The 17,540-nt window shown below is 73.9% G+C and carries 15 protein-coding genes; 9 read left to right on the top strand and 6 right to left on the bottom strand.

From position 1 onward, the window contains the following. Positions 1-83 precede the first annotated feature (83 nt). Positions 84-812, bottom strand: a complete 729-nt coding sequence (locus tag ACIRB7_RS09220) for a 4'-phosphopantetheinyl transferase family protein (RefSeq protein ID WP_403594642.1) — start codon at positions 810-812, stop codon at positions 84-86. A gap of 385 nt (positions 813-1,197) precedes the next feature. On the opposite strand from ACIRB7_RS09220, the gene ACIRB7_RS09215 reads away from it, so the two are divergent. Further along, positions 1,198-2,184 carry a ParB/RepB/Spo0J family partition protein gene (locus tag ACIRB7_RS09215; protein ID WP_403594639.1) on the top strand — a complete coding sequence of 329 codons (987 nt, stop codon included), beginning with the start codon at positions 1,198-1,200 and terminating at the stop codon, positions 2,182-2,184. A gap of 207 nt (positions 2,185-2,391) precedes the next feature. After that, complete coding sequence (locus ACIRB7_RS09210; protein ID WP_403594637.1) at positions 2,392-3,921, top strand: glycoside hydrolase family 3 protein; 1,530 nt, start codon at positions 2,392-2,394, stop codon at positions 3,919-3,921. A 46-nt stretch (positions 3,922-3,967) separates the two neighbouring features. Here the strand turns inward: ACIRB7_RS09210 and ACIRB7_RS09205 are convergent, their stop codons facing one another. Further along, positions 3,968-4,855, bottom strand: coding sequence for an arylamine N-acetyltransferase (locus tag ACIRB7_RS09205; protein WP_403594634.1), 888 nt, complete (start codon positions 4,853-4,855; stop codon positions 3,968-3,970). 133 nt (positions 4,856-4,988) lie between these two features. Between ACIRB7_RS09205 and pgl the strand changes: the two genes are divergently transcribed. The 7 genes from pgl (at position 4,989) to ACIRB7_RS09170 (ending at position 11,669) form a co-directional block, all read left to right on the top strand. After that, complete coding sequence (pgl, locus tag ACIRB7_RS09200; RefSeq protein ID WP_403594631.1) at positions 4,989-5,687, top strand: 6-phosphogluconolactonase; 699 nt, start codon at positions 4,989-4,991, stop codon at positions 5,685-5,687. Positions 5,688-5,719: 32 nt separating this feature from the next. After that, the gene (locus ACIRB7_RS09195; RefSeq protein ID WP_403594628.1) at positions 5,720-6,805 is read left to right on the top strand and encodes an ROK family protein; all 1,086 of its coding nucleotides are present in this window, start codon (positions 5,720-5,722) and stop codon (positions 6,803-6,805) included. Beyond that, entirely contained in the window at positions 6,802-7,944 is a 1,143-nt protein-coding gene (locus ACIRB7_RS09190; RefSeq protein WP_403594625.1) for a sedoheptulose 7-phosphate cyclase, read from the top strand. The genes ACIRB7_RS09195 and ACIRB7_RS09190 overlap by 4 nt, the downstream gene beginning before the upstream one ends. Next, on the top strand, positions 7,941-9,056 hold the full coding sequence (locus ACIRB7_RS09185; protein ID WP_403594622.1) for a dehydrogenase: 1,116 nt from the start codon (positions 7,941-7,943) through the stop codon (positions 9,054-9,056). The genes ACIRB7_RS09190 and ACIRB7_RS09185 overlap by 4 nt, the downstream gene beginning before the upstream one ends. A 59-nt stretch (positions 9,057-9,115) precedes the next feature. Next, positions 9,116-10,210 carry a DegT/DnrJ/EryC1/StrS family aminotransferase gene (locus ACIRB7_RS09180; RefSeq protein WP_403594619.1) on the top strand — a complete coding sequence of 365 codons (1,095 nt, stop codon included), beginning with the start codon at positions 9,116-9,118 and terminating at the stop codon, positions 10,208-10,210. Between the two features lie 50 nt (positions 10,211-10,260). Beyond that, on the top strand, positions 10,261-10,935 hold the full coding sequence (locus ACIRB7_RS09175) for a ribulose-phosphate 3-epimerase (protein WP_403594616.1): 675 nt from the start codon (positions 10,261-10,263) through the stop codon (positions 10,933-10,935). Between the two features lie 71 nt (positions 10,936-11,006). Further along, a complete protein-coding gene (locus ACIRB7_RS09170; protein WP_403594613.1) occupies positions 11,007-11,669 on the top strand; it encodes an HAD-IA family hydrolase in 663 nt (220 codons plus the stop codon). 261 nt (positions 11,670-11,930) lie between these two features. Here the strand turns inward: ACIRB7_RS09170 and ACIRB7_RS09165 are convergent, their stop codons facing one another. The 4 genes from ACIRB7_RS09165 to ACIRB7_RS09150 all read right to left on the bottom strand — a co-directional run bounded on the left by ACIRB7_RS09165 (position 11,931) and on the right by ACIRB7_RS09150 (position 17,540). Beyond that, positions 11,931-13,304, bottom strand: coding sequence for a condensation domain-containing protein (locus ACIRB7_RS09165; RefSeq protein ID WP_403594610.1), 1,374 nt, complete (start codon positions 13,302-13,304; stop codon positions 11,931-11,933). Then, positions 13,301-13,558 carry a phosphopantetheine-binding protein gene (locus ACIRB7_RS09160; protein ID WP_403594607.1) on the bottom strand — a complete coding sequence of 86 codons (258 nt, stop codon included), beginning with the start codon at positions 13,556-13,558 and terminating at the stop codon, positions 13,301-13,303. Before ACIRB7_RS09160 ends, ACIRB7_RS09165 begins: the two co-directional genes overlap by 4 nt. A 62-nt stretch (positions 13,559-13,620) precedes the next feature. Then, complete coding sequence (locus ACIRB7_RS09155; protein ID WP_403594604.1) at positions 13,621-16,041, bottom strand: acyl-CoA dehydrogenase family protein; 2,421 nt, start codon at positions 16,039-16,041, stop codon at positions 13,621-13,623. Beyond that, positions 16,038-17,540 carry a class I adenylate-forming enzyme family protein gene (locus tag ACIRB7_RS09150; protein ID WP_403594601.1) on the bottom strand — a complete coding sequence of 501 codons (1,503 nt, stop codon included), beginning with the start codon at positions 17,538-17,540 and terminating at the stop codon, positions 16,038-16,040. Before ACIRB7_RS09150 ends, ACIRB7_RS09155 begins: the two co-directional genes overlap by 4 nt.

Here is a 17,540-nt window from a genome sequence, read left to right as displayed (position 1 = left end):
TAGACCACAGGGCCACGTCAAGGGGACCTATTCCGGGGACAGTTCCAGATATCTCGCCGGGGAGAACCGGGGAGAATCCGGGACTACGAGTGGCCCCGGGGAGCGTCCGGGGAGGATCGACCACAGGCGTCGTCCGCCCCCCGCCGGCCGTGCACGCGCACGGTGAAGGGGGTGTCGCCCCGGAGGGCGAGGGCCGCGCGGTACGGGGCGGGTGCGCTCACGTCGGACAGCCACCATCGCTGACCGCGGAGCGGCCCGTCCTCGCAGCGCAGCGCTCCCTGCCGCAGGACCGACAGCCGCAGGCCGTCGACGAAGGTCGCTCCCACCGCCTTGACGCACGCCTCCTTGCGCGCCCAGAGCCGGGGGAAGCTCTCGCCCGCCGCGATCGCCCCGGCCTCCTCGGGGGTGAAGAACCGGGCGGCCAGGGCCGCTTCACGCCCTCGCGGGCCCGGGCCCGCGAGGTCCACACCGACGCCGCGCCGCCGGCTGACCGCGATCGCTGCCAGGTCCCCGGCGTGGCTGAGGCTGCTGTGGGGCGCGCCCGGGAGCCGGTCGAGAAACGGCTTGCCCCGGGCCGTGCGCCGCCAGCGGATGGCGTGCGGCGGCACGTCGCAGTAGCGGGCCAGGGTCGTCCGGTAGGCGGCGTGGGAGACGGTGTAGCGGAGACGCCCGATCCCCGGCGGAATGCGTTCGCATTCCGCGCGCTCACGGCTGTCGAGGAGATGGGTCAACGACCCCGTGCCGTCCGGCGGAGACACGAGGGGTACGTACCAGAGATCCACGGTGTCCCCGTTGTCACCCTCGTCGTACATATCCGCCGATCAGTCGATGCGAATGCCCTGCGATATCCAATGAAACAGCATTTCCAATTTCATCGAATTGCCCGTCAGAAACTACCAACCAGAATCTTCCATGTCTAGACCAATGTGCTAATTCAAGACTCCTTCATAACGTGGCACACCCTCAGATGGACACATCACAGCAGGTCAGAGGCGATCCGGAATGCAGAGTTCCAATTCGTTCAACTGCTGACATTAGCCCATCCCGTCTCACCCTATGGGCACCGCTCTAATTTCTGTTGCACCCCTACCGGCCTCGTGTAATCCTTTCGATCATGCAGCTCAGGAAATACTGGAAAAGGGGAAACTAATGGGCGGCCGCTTCAACTTGGGAGCGCCAGGCCTTGACACGAACGACATGAGGGGAATCGCGGTCGAATCCGTACCCATCGCGTCCCTCATCACCAGAGAATCTCCGAGACTTCAGGCGGAATTGCCGGAGCACGTCCGATTGCTCGCGGAATCGGACAAACCCTTTCCGCCGATCGTGGTGCACCGCCCCACCCTGCGGGTGGTCGACGGAACGCACCGCGTCCGTGCCTCGCTGCTCCGCGGCGCGGATCGCATCGACGCGCGGTTCGTCGACGGCGACGAGCGGGACCTCTTCCTGCTCGCCGTACGTCTCAACATCACCCACGGCCTCCCTCTCTCACGGGCCGACCGCCGGGCGGCGGCCGCCCGGATCCTGCGGACCCACCCCCAGTGGTCCGACCGGGCCATCGCCGAGGCGACCGGCCTCGCCGCCAAGTCGATCAGCGCCATCCGCCGGGAGAACGTCGCCGAGAACACCACCACGCTGAACGTGCGGATCGGGCGGGACGGCAAGCGCCGGCCCCTGAGCAGCATCGAGGGACGCAGGTCCGCCGGTGAACTCATCAAGGCCCAGCCCCACACCCCGCTGCGCCAGATCGCCAAGGAAGCGGGCATCTCCCTGGGCACGGCCGCGGACGTACGGTCCCGGGTGCTGCGCGGCGAGGACCCCGTGCCACAGGGCAGGACGCGCGCGCCGCTGGCGGCTGCCACCCGCCGGTCCGTCACCACCGTCTCCACCCAGCTGCCGGCCGTGCCCGCGTCGGCCCGGGCCGCCGAGCCGCAGGCCCAGCGCGACGTGGCCGCCATGATGCGGATCCTGCTCTCCGACCCGTCCCTCCGCTTCAACGAGAGCGGGCGCAGCCTCCTGCGGTGGCTGACCGGACACGTACTCGAGCCCCGGGAGGCCCGGACCGTCGTCGACGAGGCGCCGAGCCACTGTGTCGGCACCATCGCCGACCTGGCCCGCAGATGCGGCGAGTCCTGGCTGGAGCTCGCCGAACAGCTCGACCGGCGGCAGCGGATGACGGGCTGAGCCGGACTCACCCAGGCGGCCTCGTCCGCACGCGGCCCTCCCGCAGGGGCCGCGTCCGCACGGGCCGCGTGTGCACGACGGCTCTCCCGTGCTGGTCGCCGCCGCACCACGGCTCTGCCGGTGCGGCCGCCGCCGCACGACGGCTCTTCCGGCGCGCCGCGTCCGCTCCGCGGACGGCCGCGCCCCACAGCAACCGAGGGGAACGCGATGGACCACCTGACCCGACTGGTCAACTCCTGCCTGCTGCCCGCCTACGGCGGAGCGGCGCCACCCGACTGGCTGAAGCGGGCGCTGGACGACTCGCTCGCCGGCATCGTGCTGTACGGGGCCAACCTGGGGCTCCTGGACGGGCGGATACGCGAGGACGTCACCGCCCCACTGCGGGCGCTGCGCCCCGACCTCGTCGTCGCCCTGGACGAGGAAGGCGGCGACATCACCCGGGCCGAGTACCACCGGGGCAGCAACTATCCGGGCAACCTCGCCCTCGGGGTCGTGGACGACACGGCGCTCACCGCGGAGGTGGCCTCGGCCATCGCGGCGGACCTCAGGAACCTGGGCGTCACGATGAACCTCGCGCCGTCGGCGGACGTCTGTCCCGGCTTCCACCTGCCCGTCTTCGGCACCCGGTCGTTCGGCCCGGACGCCGGACGGGTGGCCGCGCACACCCGGGCGTTCGTCGAGGCGACCCAGCGGCACCGGGTGGCCGCCACGGCCAAGCACTTCCCCGGGCTCGGGGCCACCCGCGTCGACTCGCACTACGCGCTCCCGGTCGTCGACGCGCCGGAGGAGCTGTTCCGCGCCCGCGACCTCGCGCCGTTCGCGAGCGCCGTCCGGGCCGGCGTCCAGGCGGTGATGACCGGCCATGTCGTGGTCGAGGCGCTCGACTCCGTACCGGCCACGTTCAGCGAGCGGCTCCTGCGCGACGTCCTGCGCGGCGAGCTCGGCTTCGAGGGCGTGGTGGTCAGCGACGCGCTCGACATGAAGGCCGCGCAGGCCGGGGCCGGTATCGGCGGCGCGGCCGTACGGGCCTTGCGGGCCGGCGTGGACCTGGTGATCACCGGCCCGCAGGACGGCGAGAAGGACTGCGCGGAGATCCTGGAGAGCGTCCGCGGGGCCGTCGCCGACGGTTCGCTGCCGCTCGCGCGCCTTGAGGAGGCCGCCGAGCGGGTCGCCCGGCTGCGCGCCTGGACGAGCGGCCCCGCCGAACCGGCCGCGGACGGCGGTACGGCCGGACTGGCCGCCGACGGCGGTACGGCCGGACTGGCCGCCGACGGCGGTACGGCCGGGCTGGCCGCGGCCCGCCGGGCGGTGGAGCTGCGCGGGCCCCGCCCCACGCCGGCCCCCCGCTTCGTCGTGGAGCTGCGCCCGGAGCCGAGCATCTCCTGCGGGACCGTGCCGTGGGGCCTCACCGGGCCCCTCGCCCGGCTCGGCGGGCTCGCCGGGCAGCTCACCGCCGAGCCCGGAACGCCCCCGGACGAGCTGCGCGTACCGGACGGGGTGGCGACGGCCGTCGTCGTGCGGGCCGAGGCGGCCGACGCCTGGCAGACGGCGGTGCTCGCCGCGCTGACGGCGGCCCGCCCCGACACGGTCGTGGTCGACATGGGCTTCCACGACCTGCCCGTACCGGCGGGGACGACGGTCCTGAAGACCTACGGGGCGGGGCTCGTCAACGCGGTGGCCGCCGCCGAGATCCTCACCGGCCGGCGGGCGCCGGGCCCGCCGAGGGACACGTGGTGAGGTGACGGCCCGGCCGCGACGGCGGCCCGGGGTGGCCATGGGCGGTTCACGGGGTGAGCGCGGCGGCTTCCGGCGTGGACCGTCGCCACTCCTCGTGGCCCGCCCGGACCGTCCGCCACAGCCGGTCGCGCCCCTCGGCGCCGAACTCGTCCGGGTCGATGCCGAAGGTCGAGGACAGCGCGTCGAACCAGTCGGTGGCGGTGCCGAGTTCGGTGCGCTCGTCCCCCGCCTCCGTGATCCGCGTCAGGACGCACCCGAGGAGCAGATCGGTGCCGTCGGCGTCCCTGCGCTGGACGCGGGCGAGCCGGACGAAGTCGGAGTCCGGCGCGGTGGACAGCCGGGCGTGCTCCTCCGCGAAGTCCGCGGGACGGGCCGGTACGAGGGAGATGTCCGCCCCGGCGAAGCCCCGCAGCGGCCGGTGGTCCAGGCGCCAGGCGCCGGCCTCGAAGGGCGACGGGCTCAGCTCGTAGCCGAACGGCCCCTGTTCGGTGCGCCCGGGGCGCAGCGGCAGGGGCTCGTGGAAGGCGAACCCCAGGCCGACGTCGACCAGCAGGCTCCCCCCGGGGCCGCCCGGCGCGGGAAGCCCGGTGACCGTCACGGCCATGTGGTTGCCGTTGATGCCGGGCGGCACGGCCTCGTCCACCTTCTGGACGCCGACGCGATGCGTCCGCACCTGGTAGCCGAGTGCGGCGAGCAGCCACGCGAACGCGCCGTTCAGATGAAAGCAGTAGCCGCCTCTGCTGCTGTTCGCCAGACGGTCGGAGGATTCCCCGGGATCGATTCCGGGTGCCCGGCCGAGCTGAAAGTCGAGAGTCTCGTAGGGAATTCTCTCCACATGCGCCCTGTGCAGTCGCCGCAGGTTATCGACGGTGGGCGTCAGATCGCCGTCGAAACCCAGGCGGTCCAGGTACTTCCGCATTCTCACATCCGTCATGACCTGCAAGTTAACAGCTGCACGTCCGGTTCAACAGAGGCTTCCGTTCAACTGAGTTAATGTCCGGAACCGGCCTTCGGCAGTACTGTCGGGGCCGATTGGAGAACTCCGCACCCAGCCTCGGGAGACTGAATTGACCACCTCGTCCATACGCTGTTTCGCCACGGCCGAAGCAGCTTCCGCGAATGCGGCCTCGGCCGTCGCGGACGCCGTTCGGAAGGCCGTCTCCCGACGCGGTGAGTGCGTTCTCGCGCTCACCGGCGGGAACACCCCGGTGGACACGTACCGGCTGCTCGCCGCCATGGACGTCCCCTGGGGCTCGGTCCAGGTCGTGCAGACCGACGACCGGGTGCTGCCGCACACGGAGACCGGTTCGAACTGGCGGATGATCTGCCAGACGCTGCTCGACCCGGCGTCGGTGCCGGAGGACCGCCGCCACCCCATGCCCGTACGCGCCGCCGACCCCGGGGCCGCGGCGGCCGAGTACGCCAAGCTGCTGGGGACGCTGACACCGGACGGCAGCGCGGACGTGGTCCTGCTCCAGCTGGGCCCCGACGGGCACCTGGCGTCGCTGTTCCACGACCGCTACGACCCGCAGGACACGTCCGGCGCGCAGGTCACGACCACCGCCGACGGCGCCGTCCGCATGACGCAGACGCTCCGGTCCCTCAGCGGCGCGGGGACCCGGGTGCTGCTCGCGACCGGCGGGTCGAAGACCGAGGCGGTGGAGAAGGTCCGGTCCGGCACGGCCGACACCTTCGCCACCCGCACCTTCCTCGGCTCCGACGGCCTGCTCCTGCTGGACGACGCCGCCGCCGGCCAGGGCCGGTGACCGCTCGGCCGTCCTCCGTCTCCCGGGCACCGGTGACCGCTCGGCCGTTCTCCGCCTCCCGGGCGCGGGCGAGCGACCGGCCGGTCGCCGTCCTCGACCTGGGCGGCACGTGGTTCAGAGCCGGCGTGCTGACCGGCGGCGACACCGTCGAGGGGCTCCGCAGGCGACCGGCCGTCACCACCCGCAGCACGGGCTGGCCCGCGGCCGGAGTCCAGCGGCGGACGACCGACTGGATCGTGGACACCCTGGACGAGCTGCGCGCCGAGTGGCCCGCGCCGATCGACCTCTGCGCGGTCTCCCTGGGCGCCGCCATGGACGACCGCACCGGCCGGGTGATCGGCGGCGCCCCCCTCTTCGGGGCCGAGACCACCGACTGGCACCCCGCCGGCGAACTGGCCGCCCGCCGCCCTGAGGTGACCTGGGCGGTCCTGAACGACGTCTCCGCGCTCGCGTACGCCCTGCTGAAGGACGACACCCTGGACCAGACCCGGACGGCGGCCGCGCTCACCGTGAGCACCGGCATCGCCTACCGGACCATCGACCTCGCCACCGGCCGCATCCCGAGGGACCGGCGGTACGGCCTCCAGGGCGAGGTGGGGCACCTGCCCTCCCGCATGGAGTGGGACGGCGCACCGGTGGCCGCCGACTGCGACTGCGGGGCACCGGGTCACGTCAGCGCGTTCGCCTCGGGGCGCGGGATCGAGGGCGTCCTGCACCGGGTGCCCGCCTCCGACTGGGGCGGGGACCCGGACACGGCGGCGACGGCGGGGGTGCTCGCCGCGTTCGGGCACGCCGTGGCCGCCGGGCACGACGGCGCCCGCCGGCTCCTCGACGCCGTGACCGCGCCACTCGCCGAGGTGCTGCTCGCCCAGACCTGCCTCAACCCGCAGGTCGAGTACACGGTGCTGACCGGCGGAGTGGTGGACGGGCTCGGCGACCCGTACCTGGCCAGTCTCCGGGGCAACCTCGGCCGGCTGGGTCTGTACGGCATCTCGGACCGGGACCCGGACTACTTCGCCCCGCGGATCCTCCGGGGGCCTTCGGACGGACTGTGCGCGCTGCGCGGGGTGGGAATCCACGCACGCGGACTTGTCGACGGGAGTGAACACACACCATGAGTGACGGGACTTGGACGGTCCACGCCAGTCTGGACGTCTCCTACCGCGTGGCGGAGACGGAGGACGTGCTGTCGCCGGAGAACGGCGCGCTCGCCCGCGCCGCCCGGACGGCTCCGGGCGACCGGCGCCTGATCGTCGTCGACGAGACGGTCCTCGCGGACCGGGCCGGGGAGATCGAGGGCTACTTCCGCGCCTGGGGGGTGACCCCGACGGTCCTCGCCCTTCCCGGCGGCGAGCGGACCAAGGTGCTCGCCTCGGTCGAGCGGATCGCCGAGGCGGCCGACTCCGTGGCCCTCTCCCGCCGCGATCCGATCGTGGCCGTCGGCGGCGGGGTGCTGACCGACCTGGTGGGCCTCGCGGCCGGTCTCTACCGGCGGGGGACCCCGTACGTCCGGATACCCACCACGCTGATCGGGCTGGTCGACGCGGCGGTCGGCGTCAAGACCGCGGTCAACTTCCACGGGCACAAGAACCGCCTCGGCTCCTTCCACGCGGCCTCCGAGACCCTGCTCGACCGGGGATTCCTCCGGACCCTGAGCACCCGCCACCTCAGCAACGGCCTCGCCGAGATCGTCAAGATGGGGGTGATCGCCGACGCCGAGCTGTTCGACCTGCTCGACGCGCACGCCGAGCGGCTGGTGGACGGCAGGCTGGACGGCCCCGAGGGGCGGCGGGTGATACGGCTCGCGGTCGGCAGCATGCTGGCCGAGCTCGAACCGAACCTGTGGGAGCACGACCTGCGGCGGGCGGTCGACTTCGGGCACACCTTCAGCCCGGCCCTCGAGATGGCGGCGCAGCCCGGGCTGCTGCACGGCGAGGCGGTGTCGGTCGACATGGCGCTGTCCTGCGCGCTCGCCGTCGGCCAGGGCCTCCAGACCGCGGACGAGGCGCTCCGGGTACTGGCGCTGCTGCGCCGCGTGGGGCTGCCGGTCCGGCACGAGCTCTGCGAGGTGCCGTTCCTCGTCGAAGCCCTCCAGGATTCGACGCGGCACCGCGGCGGGGAGCAGAACCTGCCGCTGCCCATCGGCATCGGGAAGTGTTCCTTCGCCGTCGGCGTGACCGAGGCCGAACTGGGGCGTGCCTGCGCCCTGCTGCACCGGCTGCACCGGCTGCTCGACGAGACGGGGGCCGCGGCATGAGCCCGCTCACCGACCTGTCGTGGACCCGCACCGGAGACGGCGGTCTGCGCCTGCACCGGGAACGGATCGGCGCCCGGGGCTCGCTGCGCGTCCTGCGGGCGGGGATCTGCGGCACGGACCTCCAGATCCAGCGCGGTGTCCGGCCCGACGGCGCCTCCGTGCTCGGCCACGAGGGGCTGGCCGAGCACTGCGCGCCCGACGGGCCCGTACGCGGGGTGTTCAACCCGGTGGACTCCGCCGACCAGGACCGGATCCTCGGTCACTCGTACGACGGCGTCTTCCGGCGGCGCTACCCGGAAGCCCCCGGCGACCTGGTGCGGCGCAGCCTGGTCCCGGCCCGCCCGGACCTGGTCGCCGACCTCACCGTGCTCGCCGAGCCCCTGGGCGCCGTCCTCTACGGCTGGGACCTGCTCGGCGCCCGCGGCCCGGCGGACACCGTGGGCGTGTGGGGCAGCGGGACGACGGCGGTCCTGGCCGCGCTGGTGGGCGAGATCCGGGGCGTGTCCACGATCCTCGTCCACCCCCGGCGGGAGCGGCTTGAGTACCTGCGGCGCCGTGAGGTCCTCGCGACCACCCGCCTCACCGGCGGGGCACCCGGCGGCGGCGTCACGGCCGCCTTCGTCTGCCTGCCGAGGGAGGCCGCGGGCGAGGCGTTCGCGCAGGCCGCCCTGGCGGTGGAGGAGGACGCCCCCATCGACCTGTTCGGCGGCTTCGGCACGGGAACGCGGCACGAGCTCACCGGCGACCTGGACCTCAACTCCGTACGCCGGTCCAACGTGTGCGGAGTTCCCCGCTCCGGCGGGGCGCGGCCGGTCACCCTGCCCTCGGGCAAGCGCATCCGCCTCACCGGTCACCGCGGCACCTCCCCCGGTCATCTGCTGCGGGCGCAGGACCTGCTCGCCGCGTACCCGGAGCGCTTCGGCCGGGTGCTCAGCCATGTGCTCTCCCTGGAGGCGGCGGGCCCCGCGCTGCGGTCGATGGCCGCCGACCGGCCCGGCCGGCGGCTGACCGGCGAGCACCTGAAGGTCCTCATCGACCCGACGATGCCGGCGGGCACCACCCGGGCCCCCGACCTCCTCACCACCGTGGCCGACATCCCCCACCACTGCTGACCCCCGCAAGGGCCCGCCCGCGCGTACGTCAGTGCGCCCGCACGCACCGAAAGGACACCATGCTGGTTCACCGCTATGGCTATCCGGACCAGTTCGACGACATCGACGCGCTCAGCCGGCAGATCTCCGAGGTCCTCCTCTCCGGCGACTGCATCCTCGGCAAGCCGGTGGAACGGTTCGAGGCCGCCTTCGCCGCGTACGTCGAGGCCGAGCACGCCGTCGGACTCAATTCGGGGACGGACGCCCTGGTCCTCGCCCTCCACGCGCTGGGGGTGGGCCCGGGCGACGAGGTCGTCACCGTCGCCAACACCTTCCACTCCACCGTGCTCGCCATCGCCCGGGTGGGCGCCACCCCCGTCCTCGTGGACTGCACCGACGGCGACTTCATGATGGACCTCGACCGGGTCGAGGCCGCGATCACCCCACGGACGAAGGCCCTCATCGCCGTCCACATGTTCGGCGAGGTCCTCGACATGGACCGGATCACCGCCCTCGTACGGGACCGGGGCCTGCGGCTCGTCGAGGACTGCGCCCAGGCGGTCGGCGCACGCTGGAAGGGCCGGCCCGTCGGCACCTTCGGCGAGATCGGCTGCTTCAGCTTCCACCCGTCGAAGAACCTCGCCGCCGCCGGGGACGCGGGCGCCGCGGTGACCGGCTCCACGGAACTCGCCGAACGGCTGCGCGTCCTGCGCGGACTCGGCCAGCAGGCACAGAACCACCACGTCGAGGTCGGCTACAGCAGCCGGATGGACTCGGTGCAGGCGCTGGTCCTCGACCACAAGCTGCCCCGCCTGGACGCCTGGAACCGGGCGCGGCGCGCACTGGCCGCCCGGTACACCGCCGGGCTCGCGGAGAGCTCCGCCGCACGGGTGCCGGCGGCCGGCCCCGACCACGTCTTCCACATGTACCAGCTGCTGGTGCCGGACCGGGACGCCACCCTGGCCGCGCTGCGCGCCTCGGGGATCGACGCCGTGGTGCGCTACCCGGTGCCGATCGCCCGGCAGCCGGCCTTCGCCGCGTACGCCTTCGACGACGGCGCGTTCCCGCACGCGGACCTGCTCGCGGAGAACGCGCTCTGTCTGCCGCTGCGCCCCGACATGAGCGAGGGGGACGTCGACCTCGTCGTCTCCCGGGTGCTCGCGGTCACCGGCTGACCGCGTCCGCGCCCACCTCCGTCCCCTCCCCCGAGAACGAGGAGAACCCCATGGCTGTACCGCACCACGCGTCCGTCGTGCCCGGTCTGTTCGGCGCCGACCCGCTCGCCTACGGGCAGGCCGTCGCCGACGTCACCCGGACCGACGCCGACCTGCTGCACCTGGACGTGATGGACGGGACGTTCGTCTCCGACATCAGCTTCGGCCTGAAGGCGGTCGGCGCCGTACGCAAGGCCTTCGACCGGCGACTCGACGTGCACCTCCAGGTCGACCGGCCCGACCGGCACATCGACGCGCTGGTGCGGGAGGGCGTCGACCTCGTGTCGGTGCACGTCGAGGGCACCCCGCACATCGGGCGGCTGCTGCGGGACCTGGAGACCGTGGGCGTCGCGAGCGGCGTCGTACTCAACCCGGGCACGCCGCTGTCGGCCGTCGAGGAGGTCGCGCACCAGGTCGAGCAGGTCGTCGTGATGGCGGTCAACCCCGGCACCAGCGACTTCCTGCCGCGCTCGGTGGAGAAGATCCGCCGGCTGCGCGCCGCGCTCGACGGGCGCGGGCTCGGGCACATCCGGATCGCGGCGGACGGCGGCGTGACCGCGGAGCGTGCCGCGGCCCTGCGGGAGGCCGGCGCCGACCGGCTGATCGTCGCCTCCGCGCTGTTCCGTGACCCCGAGGGGGTCGAGGCGGCGTACCGCCGGCTGAGCGCGCTCGCGGCGGACGCGTGAGCGCGCGGGGCCTGCCTCACGGCGGGGGCGCGGCGGCCGGGCCCGCCGAGGGGCCGACGGGGGGCCCGGCAGTGGGGGCGACGACGGAGGGGCCGTACTTCCTCTTCGACATCGACGGCACGCTCGTCGATTCCAGCGGCCTCATCGTCAGCGTGTGGCGGCGCGTGGCCGCCGAGTTCGGCGCGGACGCGGAGGCCATCCTGGCGGTGTGCCACGGGCGTCGGGACAGCGAGGTCGTCCCGTTGTTCTTCCGTCCCGAGGACGTCTCCCGGGTGACCGTACGGATCCAGGAACTGGAGGCCGAGGGGGTCGGGCTGCTGCGTCCCGTGCCGGGGGCGCCCGAGCTGCTCGGCGGGCTGCCGGCCGGCCGGTGGGCGGCCGTGACCTCCGGCCCGAGCCGCCTCATGACCGGCCGGCTGAGCGCCGTCGGCCTGCCCGTGCCGGAGGTCCTGGTCGCCGCCGACCACGTCCGGCGCGGCAAGCCCGATCCGGAGGGCTATCTCGCCGCGGCGGTGGCACTGGGCGCCGACCCGGGGGCGTGCGTCGTCGTGGAGGACGCACCGGCCGGTGTCACGGCGGGTCGCGAGGCCGGAATGTTCGTCATCGGGCTGACCACCACCCACACCGCCGCCCAACTGGCCGGGGCCGACGCGGTGGTGGCGACCCTGGCCGAGATCCCGGGGATCGCCGCCGCGCGGCTTGGTCGGGCCGGACGGCCGGAGCCGGTGTCGTAGCGGGGCCGGGAAGCGCACACGCCGCCGGTCCGCCCCGGGAGGGGCGGACCGGCGGCGTGCGTTGGTAGCGGTACGGGGCAGGCGGGGGCGGTACGGGTCAGGCGGAGGCGGTACGGATCGGGCCGGGGCGCTACGGCTCAGGCCGACGTGCCACGGCTCAGGCCTCGGCGTCACGGCTCAGGGGGCGCGGTTCCAGGCCCGGCGGACGGCCCTGCGGACGGCCTGCGGGCCGGTCGCCCGGGCGCGGCCTGCCCCGTACCCTCAACCCCCGCCCTCCCCCGCCGCCTCGACCACCATCCGCTCCACGCTCCGCAGCAGTTCCTCGGTGCGTTCCCTCGGGAGGTACCAGAGGTCGACCAGGGCGTGGTGGACGTCGACGCCGTCCACCTCGTTCACCCAGTACCAGAGGGTGACCTCCTGGCGGGGCCGGTGGCCGTCCCAGGTGAACCGGGTCGGGGCCGGCGGGCCGGCGGGAGCGTCGCGGTCGCCGAGCGGCGGCCGGGCGGCCCGCAGGTCGTTGAAGCCGCACGCCAGGTCGATGCGGGGCACTCCGCGTTCCGCGGCCACCTCCGCGCGCAGGGCCGACAGCAGCACCGTGTCGCACGGCACCTTGCGGTAGGCGCGCAGGGCCGCGTGCCCGGTGTCGCGGACGACCTCCGCGAAGCTCCTGCCGCCGGTGGGCACCAGCGTCACACAGCTGGCGATGGTGATGCCGACCATGGTGCGCAGCTCGGCCGGGCCCCGGTTCGAGGCGATGAGCTTGAGCGGGACCTGCTCGCGGCCGGTGAGGCGGCCGAGGACGGCGTTGAGCGCGGCCATCACGACGGTGGTGCCGCTGACGCCGAGCCGGTCCGCGACGGTGCGGCAGGCGCGGGTGAGGGCGGGTGAGCTCATGCTGACCTGGCCGAAGCGGAGCGGGTCGTCGAGCGGCGGCGGAGCCCCGTCGGGCGGGTCGAAGGTGGTGGCCGGCGCGGCGCGGAGGATCTCGGCCCAGTAGTCGAGCGCGGCGGCGGAGCGGCGGACGTTCACCGCGCCCGCCTCCTCGGCGGCCTGTTCGAAGGGCCGGCGGCCGACGGGCGGCAGCTCCGCCGGGGTGGTGCGGCCGGAGAGCAGCGACTCCAGCTCGTCGGTCAGCAGGCCGATCCCCGTGTGGTCGATGGCCACGTGGGAGACGACCAGGACCAGGTGCCGGGGCCTGCCGCCGTGTTCGAGGACCGCGCAGCGCAGGGGTGGTTCGCGGGTGAGGTCGAAGCTGAGGCCGCGCAGCCGCGCGGCCAGTTCGCTCGCCGCGGCCGCCGTATCGCGGTCGGGGCCGGCGGCCCGGTAGACGGGCACGGTCAGTTCGTCGGTGGCGAAGAGCCGCTGCCGGGGGGTTCCGTCGGCGTCCAGCGGGAACCTGGTGCGCAGGCTCTCGTGCCGGCTCACCACCACCCGCAGGAACTCCAGGAGTTCGGGCAGTGCGCAGTCCTCGGGGACGGCCAGCACCCGGTACTGGTTGTAGTAGTGGTCGTGCGGCTTCAGCCACTCGGTGTCGTCCCACTGGAGGCGCTGCGCCCAGGTGAGCGGCGCCTGTCCGTCGTGGGCGGAGGTGACGGGGAGCCGGTGCTCCCCGGTGCGGGTGAGGGTGTCGTTCACGGCTGCGGCGCCAGCAGTCCTCCGACCGCCGTCCAGAGCGCGGCGGGGGTGGCGAAGTTCTCCGGGGTGAGGAGCTCGTCGGGGATGAGCACGTCGAGCGCGTCCTCCATGCCGACGAGGAGCTGCACCGTGGCCAGCGAGTCGAGGCCGAGCGTGGCCAGCCGGGCGTGGGGCACCAGGTCCTGCTCCGCGGGGAGCAGGGGGAGGTGCGCGCGCAGCGCCTCCTCGAACTGCGGCGTCCAGGGGGTGCTCACGATCGCTCTCCGCTCTTTCGGGGGTGCTGTGGTCGGGGTGCCGCCGGTGGGCCGTCGGGTGCTCACGCCGGGGACGGGTCGCCGAGGAGCCGTACGGAGCGGTCGGCGAGGGTCAGCGTCCCGGTGGCCGTCAGGAGGCGGTCGTTGGAGTAGTTGAGGCTCGCCGAGCGCAGGTCGCGCAGGTGCCGCTCCAGCGGTACGGGCGAGTCGGCCCGGTAGCCGAGCGCGAGGCCGGCGAGTTCGACGCACCGGTCGGCGGACCGGTGGCTGAGCTCCGATGCCAGTACCTTCAGGGTGTTCAGATGGATCTGTACGGAGGTGGCGGCGACGTCCAGGCCGTCCGCGCGGCACCGGGTGATCTCCTCCTGGCACTGCCGCAGGTAGGCGCTGACCGTCTCGTTGTCCATACGGATGCGGGCGAGCCGCTCGGCGAACAGGTCCGAGGTCAGGTCGACGGAGGACGGCCGGCGCGGCGACCGGAACACGCCGACGAGTTCGGCGAGCGCCTGCCGGGAGGCGCCGAGCCAGCAGGAGGCCCAGCCGAGGTGGCCGAGCGGGATGAAGCCGTCGACGGCGATCCGCGCGAACTCGCCGCGCTCGCCGATGATCTGGTGCGGGGGGACGACCCCGCGCAGCCGCAGGGCGACGCTGTGCGTCCCGCGCATGCCGAGCGGGTTCCAGTCGCCGCTGACCGCCACGTCGAGCTGGTCGCGGTCGGCGTACACCAAGGTGACGCGCCGGGCCTCGGCGTCCTCGGCGTCGCGCATGGTGAGCAGGAACCCGTCGGCGACCGCGCCGCCGGTGCAGATGGGCGCGTCCCGTTCGACGACGAGCCCGTCCGGGCTCTCGCGGAGCGCGCTTGCGCTGGTGAGGAGGTGTCCGCCGGTCTGCTTCTCCGAGGTGATCGAGCCGAGGTAGACCTCGCCGGCCGCGATCCGGGGCAGCAGGGTGCTCTTCAGGCGGGGCGTGGCGAACCGTACGACCGCGTCGGTCTGCTGGCAGTGCATCGCCCAGATCATCGCGGTGGACAGACAACCGGAGGCGAGGATCTGGGCGACCTCGGACAGGTCCGCGAGACCGCCGCCGAGTCCGCCGTACTCCTCCGGCACGAGCAGGCCCATCAGGCCGCTGCCGCGGAGGGCTTCGAGGGACTCGGCCGGGAACCTCGCCTCGGCGTCGACCTCGCGCGCGCTGCCGGTGACCACGGGCAGGATCCGCCGCGCGCGATCGGCCGGGGAACCGGGCCGGGGGCCGGTGGCCCGCGCGGGCGTGCGGCGCAGCTCCACCCGCGTGGCGGAGACGACGCTGTCCCCGAGGACGGCGACCTCCACCGGAGTGGGTCGCGACAGGAAGCCGACGAGGCTCGCGGTCAGCCCGTACGCACCGGTGTTGGGGATCGCGAGCAGCGCGCCGGGGGCGGGCAGGGGCAGGGTGGTCTCGATGGCGAGGGTGTCGCTCGGTGTGCACAGCGGGCCGACGAGGGTCAGCCGGGTGGCGTCCGCCGGGTCGGGGGCCGTGTCGTCCGCCAGGAGTACCTCCGCGCGGACCGGCGGGAGGCGGCGGAGTCCGGCGAGGCCGCCGAGGGTGTTCACTCCGGCGTCGAGTACGACGAAGGTGCGGCCCTTGCTCCGCTTCACGTCGGTGACGCCGGTCAGCAGCCGCCCGCAGGAACCGCTGAGGTAGCGGCCGGATTCGAAGGCGATCTCCAGGGCGTCGCCCCGCCAGTCGGGCAGGTGCGTGCCGAGCGTTTCTTCAAGGGCGGCCCGCAGCGCCGGGTAGGCGGGTCGGTCGCCGGGCACCGCGTAGGGGTGTCCGAAGCCGCCGCCGAGGTCCAGGAGGCGTACGGGCAGGCCGTGTTCGGCCCGGAGGAGGGCGGCGGTGCGCACGCTTCCCGTCAGCTCCTGGATGAGGCCCTCCTCGTCGGCGGCGTTGCTCATCGAGAAGAAGTGCAGGCCGGTGAGTTCGACGCCGTCGACCTCGGTGACACGGGCCGCCCAGTCGTCGACCGTGTCGAGGTCGAAGCCGAACTGCGAGGCCGCTCCGGTCATGCGGAGGCCCACCGGTCCGGCGCCGGTGACGCCGTTGACGCGGAGCAGGCACCGGACGGTGGTGCCGGCGGCCCGCGCGGTCGCGCCGATGCGCCGCAGATCGTCGAGGGACTCGGCGGAGAAGGCGCACCCGGCCCGTACGGCGTGGTCGAGTTCGCCCTCGGTCTTGCCCGGTCCGGTGTAGAGGCAGTCCGGGCCCGCGTGGCCGACGAGCAGGGCGGCGTCGAGTTCGCCCACCGAGCTCACCTCGGCCCGGCAGCCGGCCTCGCGCAGGGCGCGCACGACGTCCGGGTGGGGGTTGGCCTTGAGCGAGTAGAAGAGGGTCGCCTCGGGGGGCAGCCACTCCCGCAGCTCGTCGGCCGCCTCGGCGGCCCGGGCGAGGTCGTAGACGTACAGCGGGCTGCCGAACTGCTTGACCAGGGTGGTCGGCTTCATTGCTGGGTTTCCCTCACTGTCTCGGACAGCCTCTGGTAGTCCGTCTTGCCGTTGGGGGTGAGCGGCAGCTCGTCGAACAGCAGGCACCGGTCGGGGAGCTTGGCCGGTTCGAGCCGCTCGGCCAGGCCCTCGACGACCGGGACGGTTCCGGCCGTGTCCGCGACGACGCAGAGGGTCAGCGCGTCCTCTCCGAGGGCGAGCACGGCGGCGGCCCGGACCCCGGGGACGTCGAGGGCGGCGGCCTCGATCTCCAGCACGCTGACCCGGGTGCCGCGGTGCTTGACGATGTCGTCCCTGCGGCCGCTGAAGTACAGGTGCCCGTCCTCGTCCAGGTGCCCGTGGTCGCCGGTGTGCAGGACGGTCTCGCCGGTCCGGGGGTCCTTGCGGAAGCGGCGCTCCGTCAGCTCGGGCGCGTTCCAGTACCCCGCCATCACGTGGGGCCCGCGCACCACGAACTCCCCTTCGCGGCCCGCCGGCAGGGGCCTGCCGTCCTCGTCCACGACGTCGACCGCCGTACCCGGGATCGGCCGGCCCACCGAGCCGGGCCGGGTCAGGTCGCCGTCCGGTTCCAGGATGGAGACGCGCTTGCACTCCGTCGTGCCGAACATGAGGGCCACGCGCGCGGAGGGGAAGGCGGTGCGCAGTGCCGTGCGGCTGCCTTCGGTGAGCGCCGCGCCGGTGTTGGTGAAGAGGCGGACGGCGGTGGGTGCGGGGTCCCTCGTGGCGAGGTGGGTGAGCAGTTGGGCGAGGGCGGGCACCACGGGGACGACGGTGGCACCCGCGGCCCGCAGGCGGCGCAGCAGTGTCAGGTCGCCGCCCGCCTCGGCGAGCACCACCCGTGCGCCGCTCAGCGCGGCGAGGAAGAGCTGGTGGAGCCCGTAGTCGAAGGAGAGCGGCAGGCGCAGGAAGACGACGTCGTCCGCGCGGTAGCGGAGGACACGGTCGATGGAGCGCGCGGCGAAGACCGTCTGCCGGTGGGGGCAGACGACGCCCTTGGGCACGGAGGTGCTGCCCGAGGTGTGGATGAGCAGGGCCACGTCGTGCGCGGTACGGGGGCCGGTTCCGTCCGGCGGGGCGGGTGCGGTCCCGCCGTCGTGCCACACGTCGTGGACGTCGGCGACGGGCGCCGGGGTCAGGGCCGCGATCGCGTCGCCGTGCGGGCCCTCGGTGACCACCAGGGCCGGTGTGGTGTCCGCGAGGACGGACCGCAGGTGGAACGGCTTCATCTCCGGGGTTACGGGCACCAGGACGGCGCCGACGCGGGAGGCGCCGTAGAGCAGGGCGACGAGTTCCTTCCGGTTGGACATCCGGGTGAGGACGCGCTCTCCGCCGCGTACGCCCCGCTGCCACAGCCCGCGGGCCATGCGCAGGCTGGCCGCTTCGAGGTCCGCCCAGGTCCAGTCGCCGGAGGCGTCGGAGAGAGCCGTCGCGGTCGGATTCCGCCGCGCCGCGCCGTCGAGCAGGTCGTGGACGAATTCGTATTCCGATACGTACGGCAT

This window comes from Streptomyces sp. NPDC093795 (assembly GCF_044764665.1).
Classification (GTDB): domain Bacteria; phylum Actinomycetota; class Actinomycetes; order Streptomycetales; family Streptomycetaceae; genus Streptomyces.
Note: the sequence above shows the minus strand (reverse complement) of the source record. Positions and strands in the feature narration are given on the sequence as shown.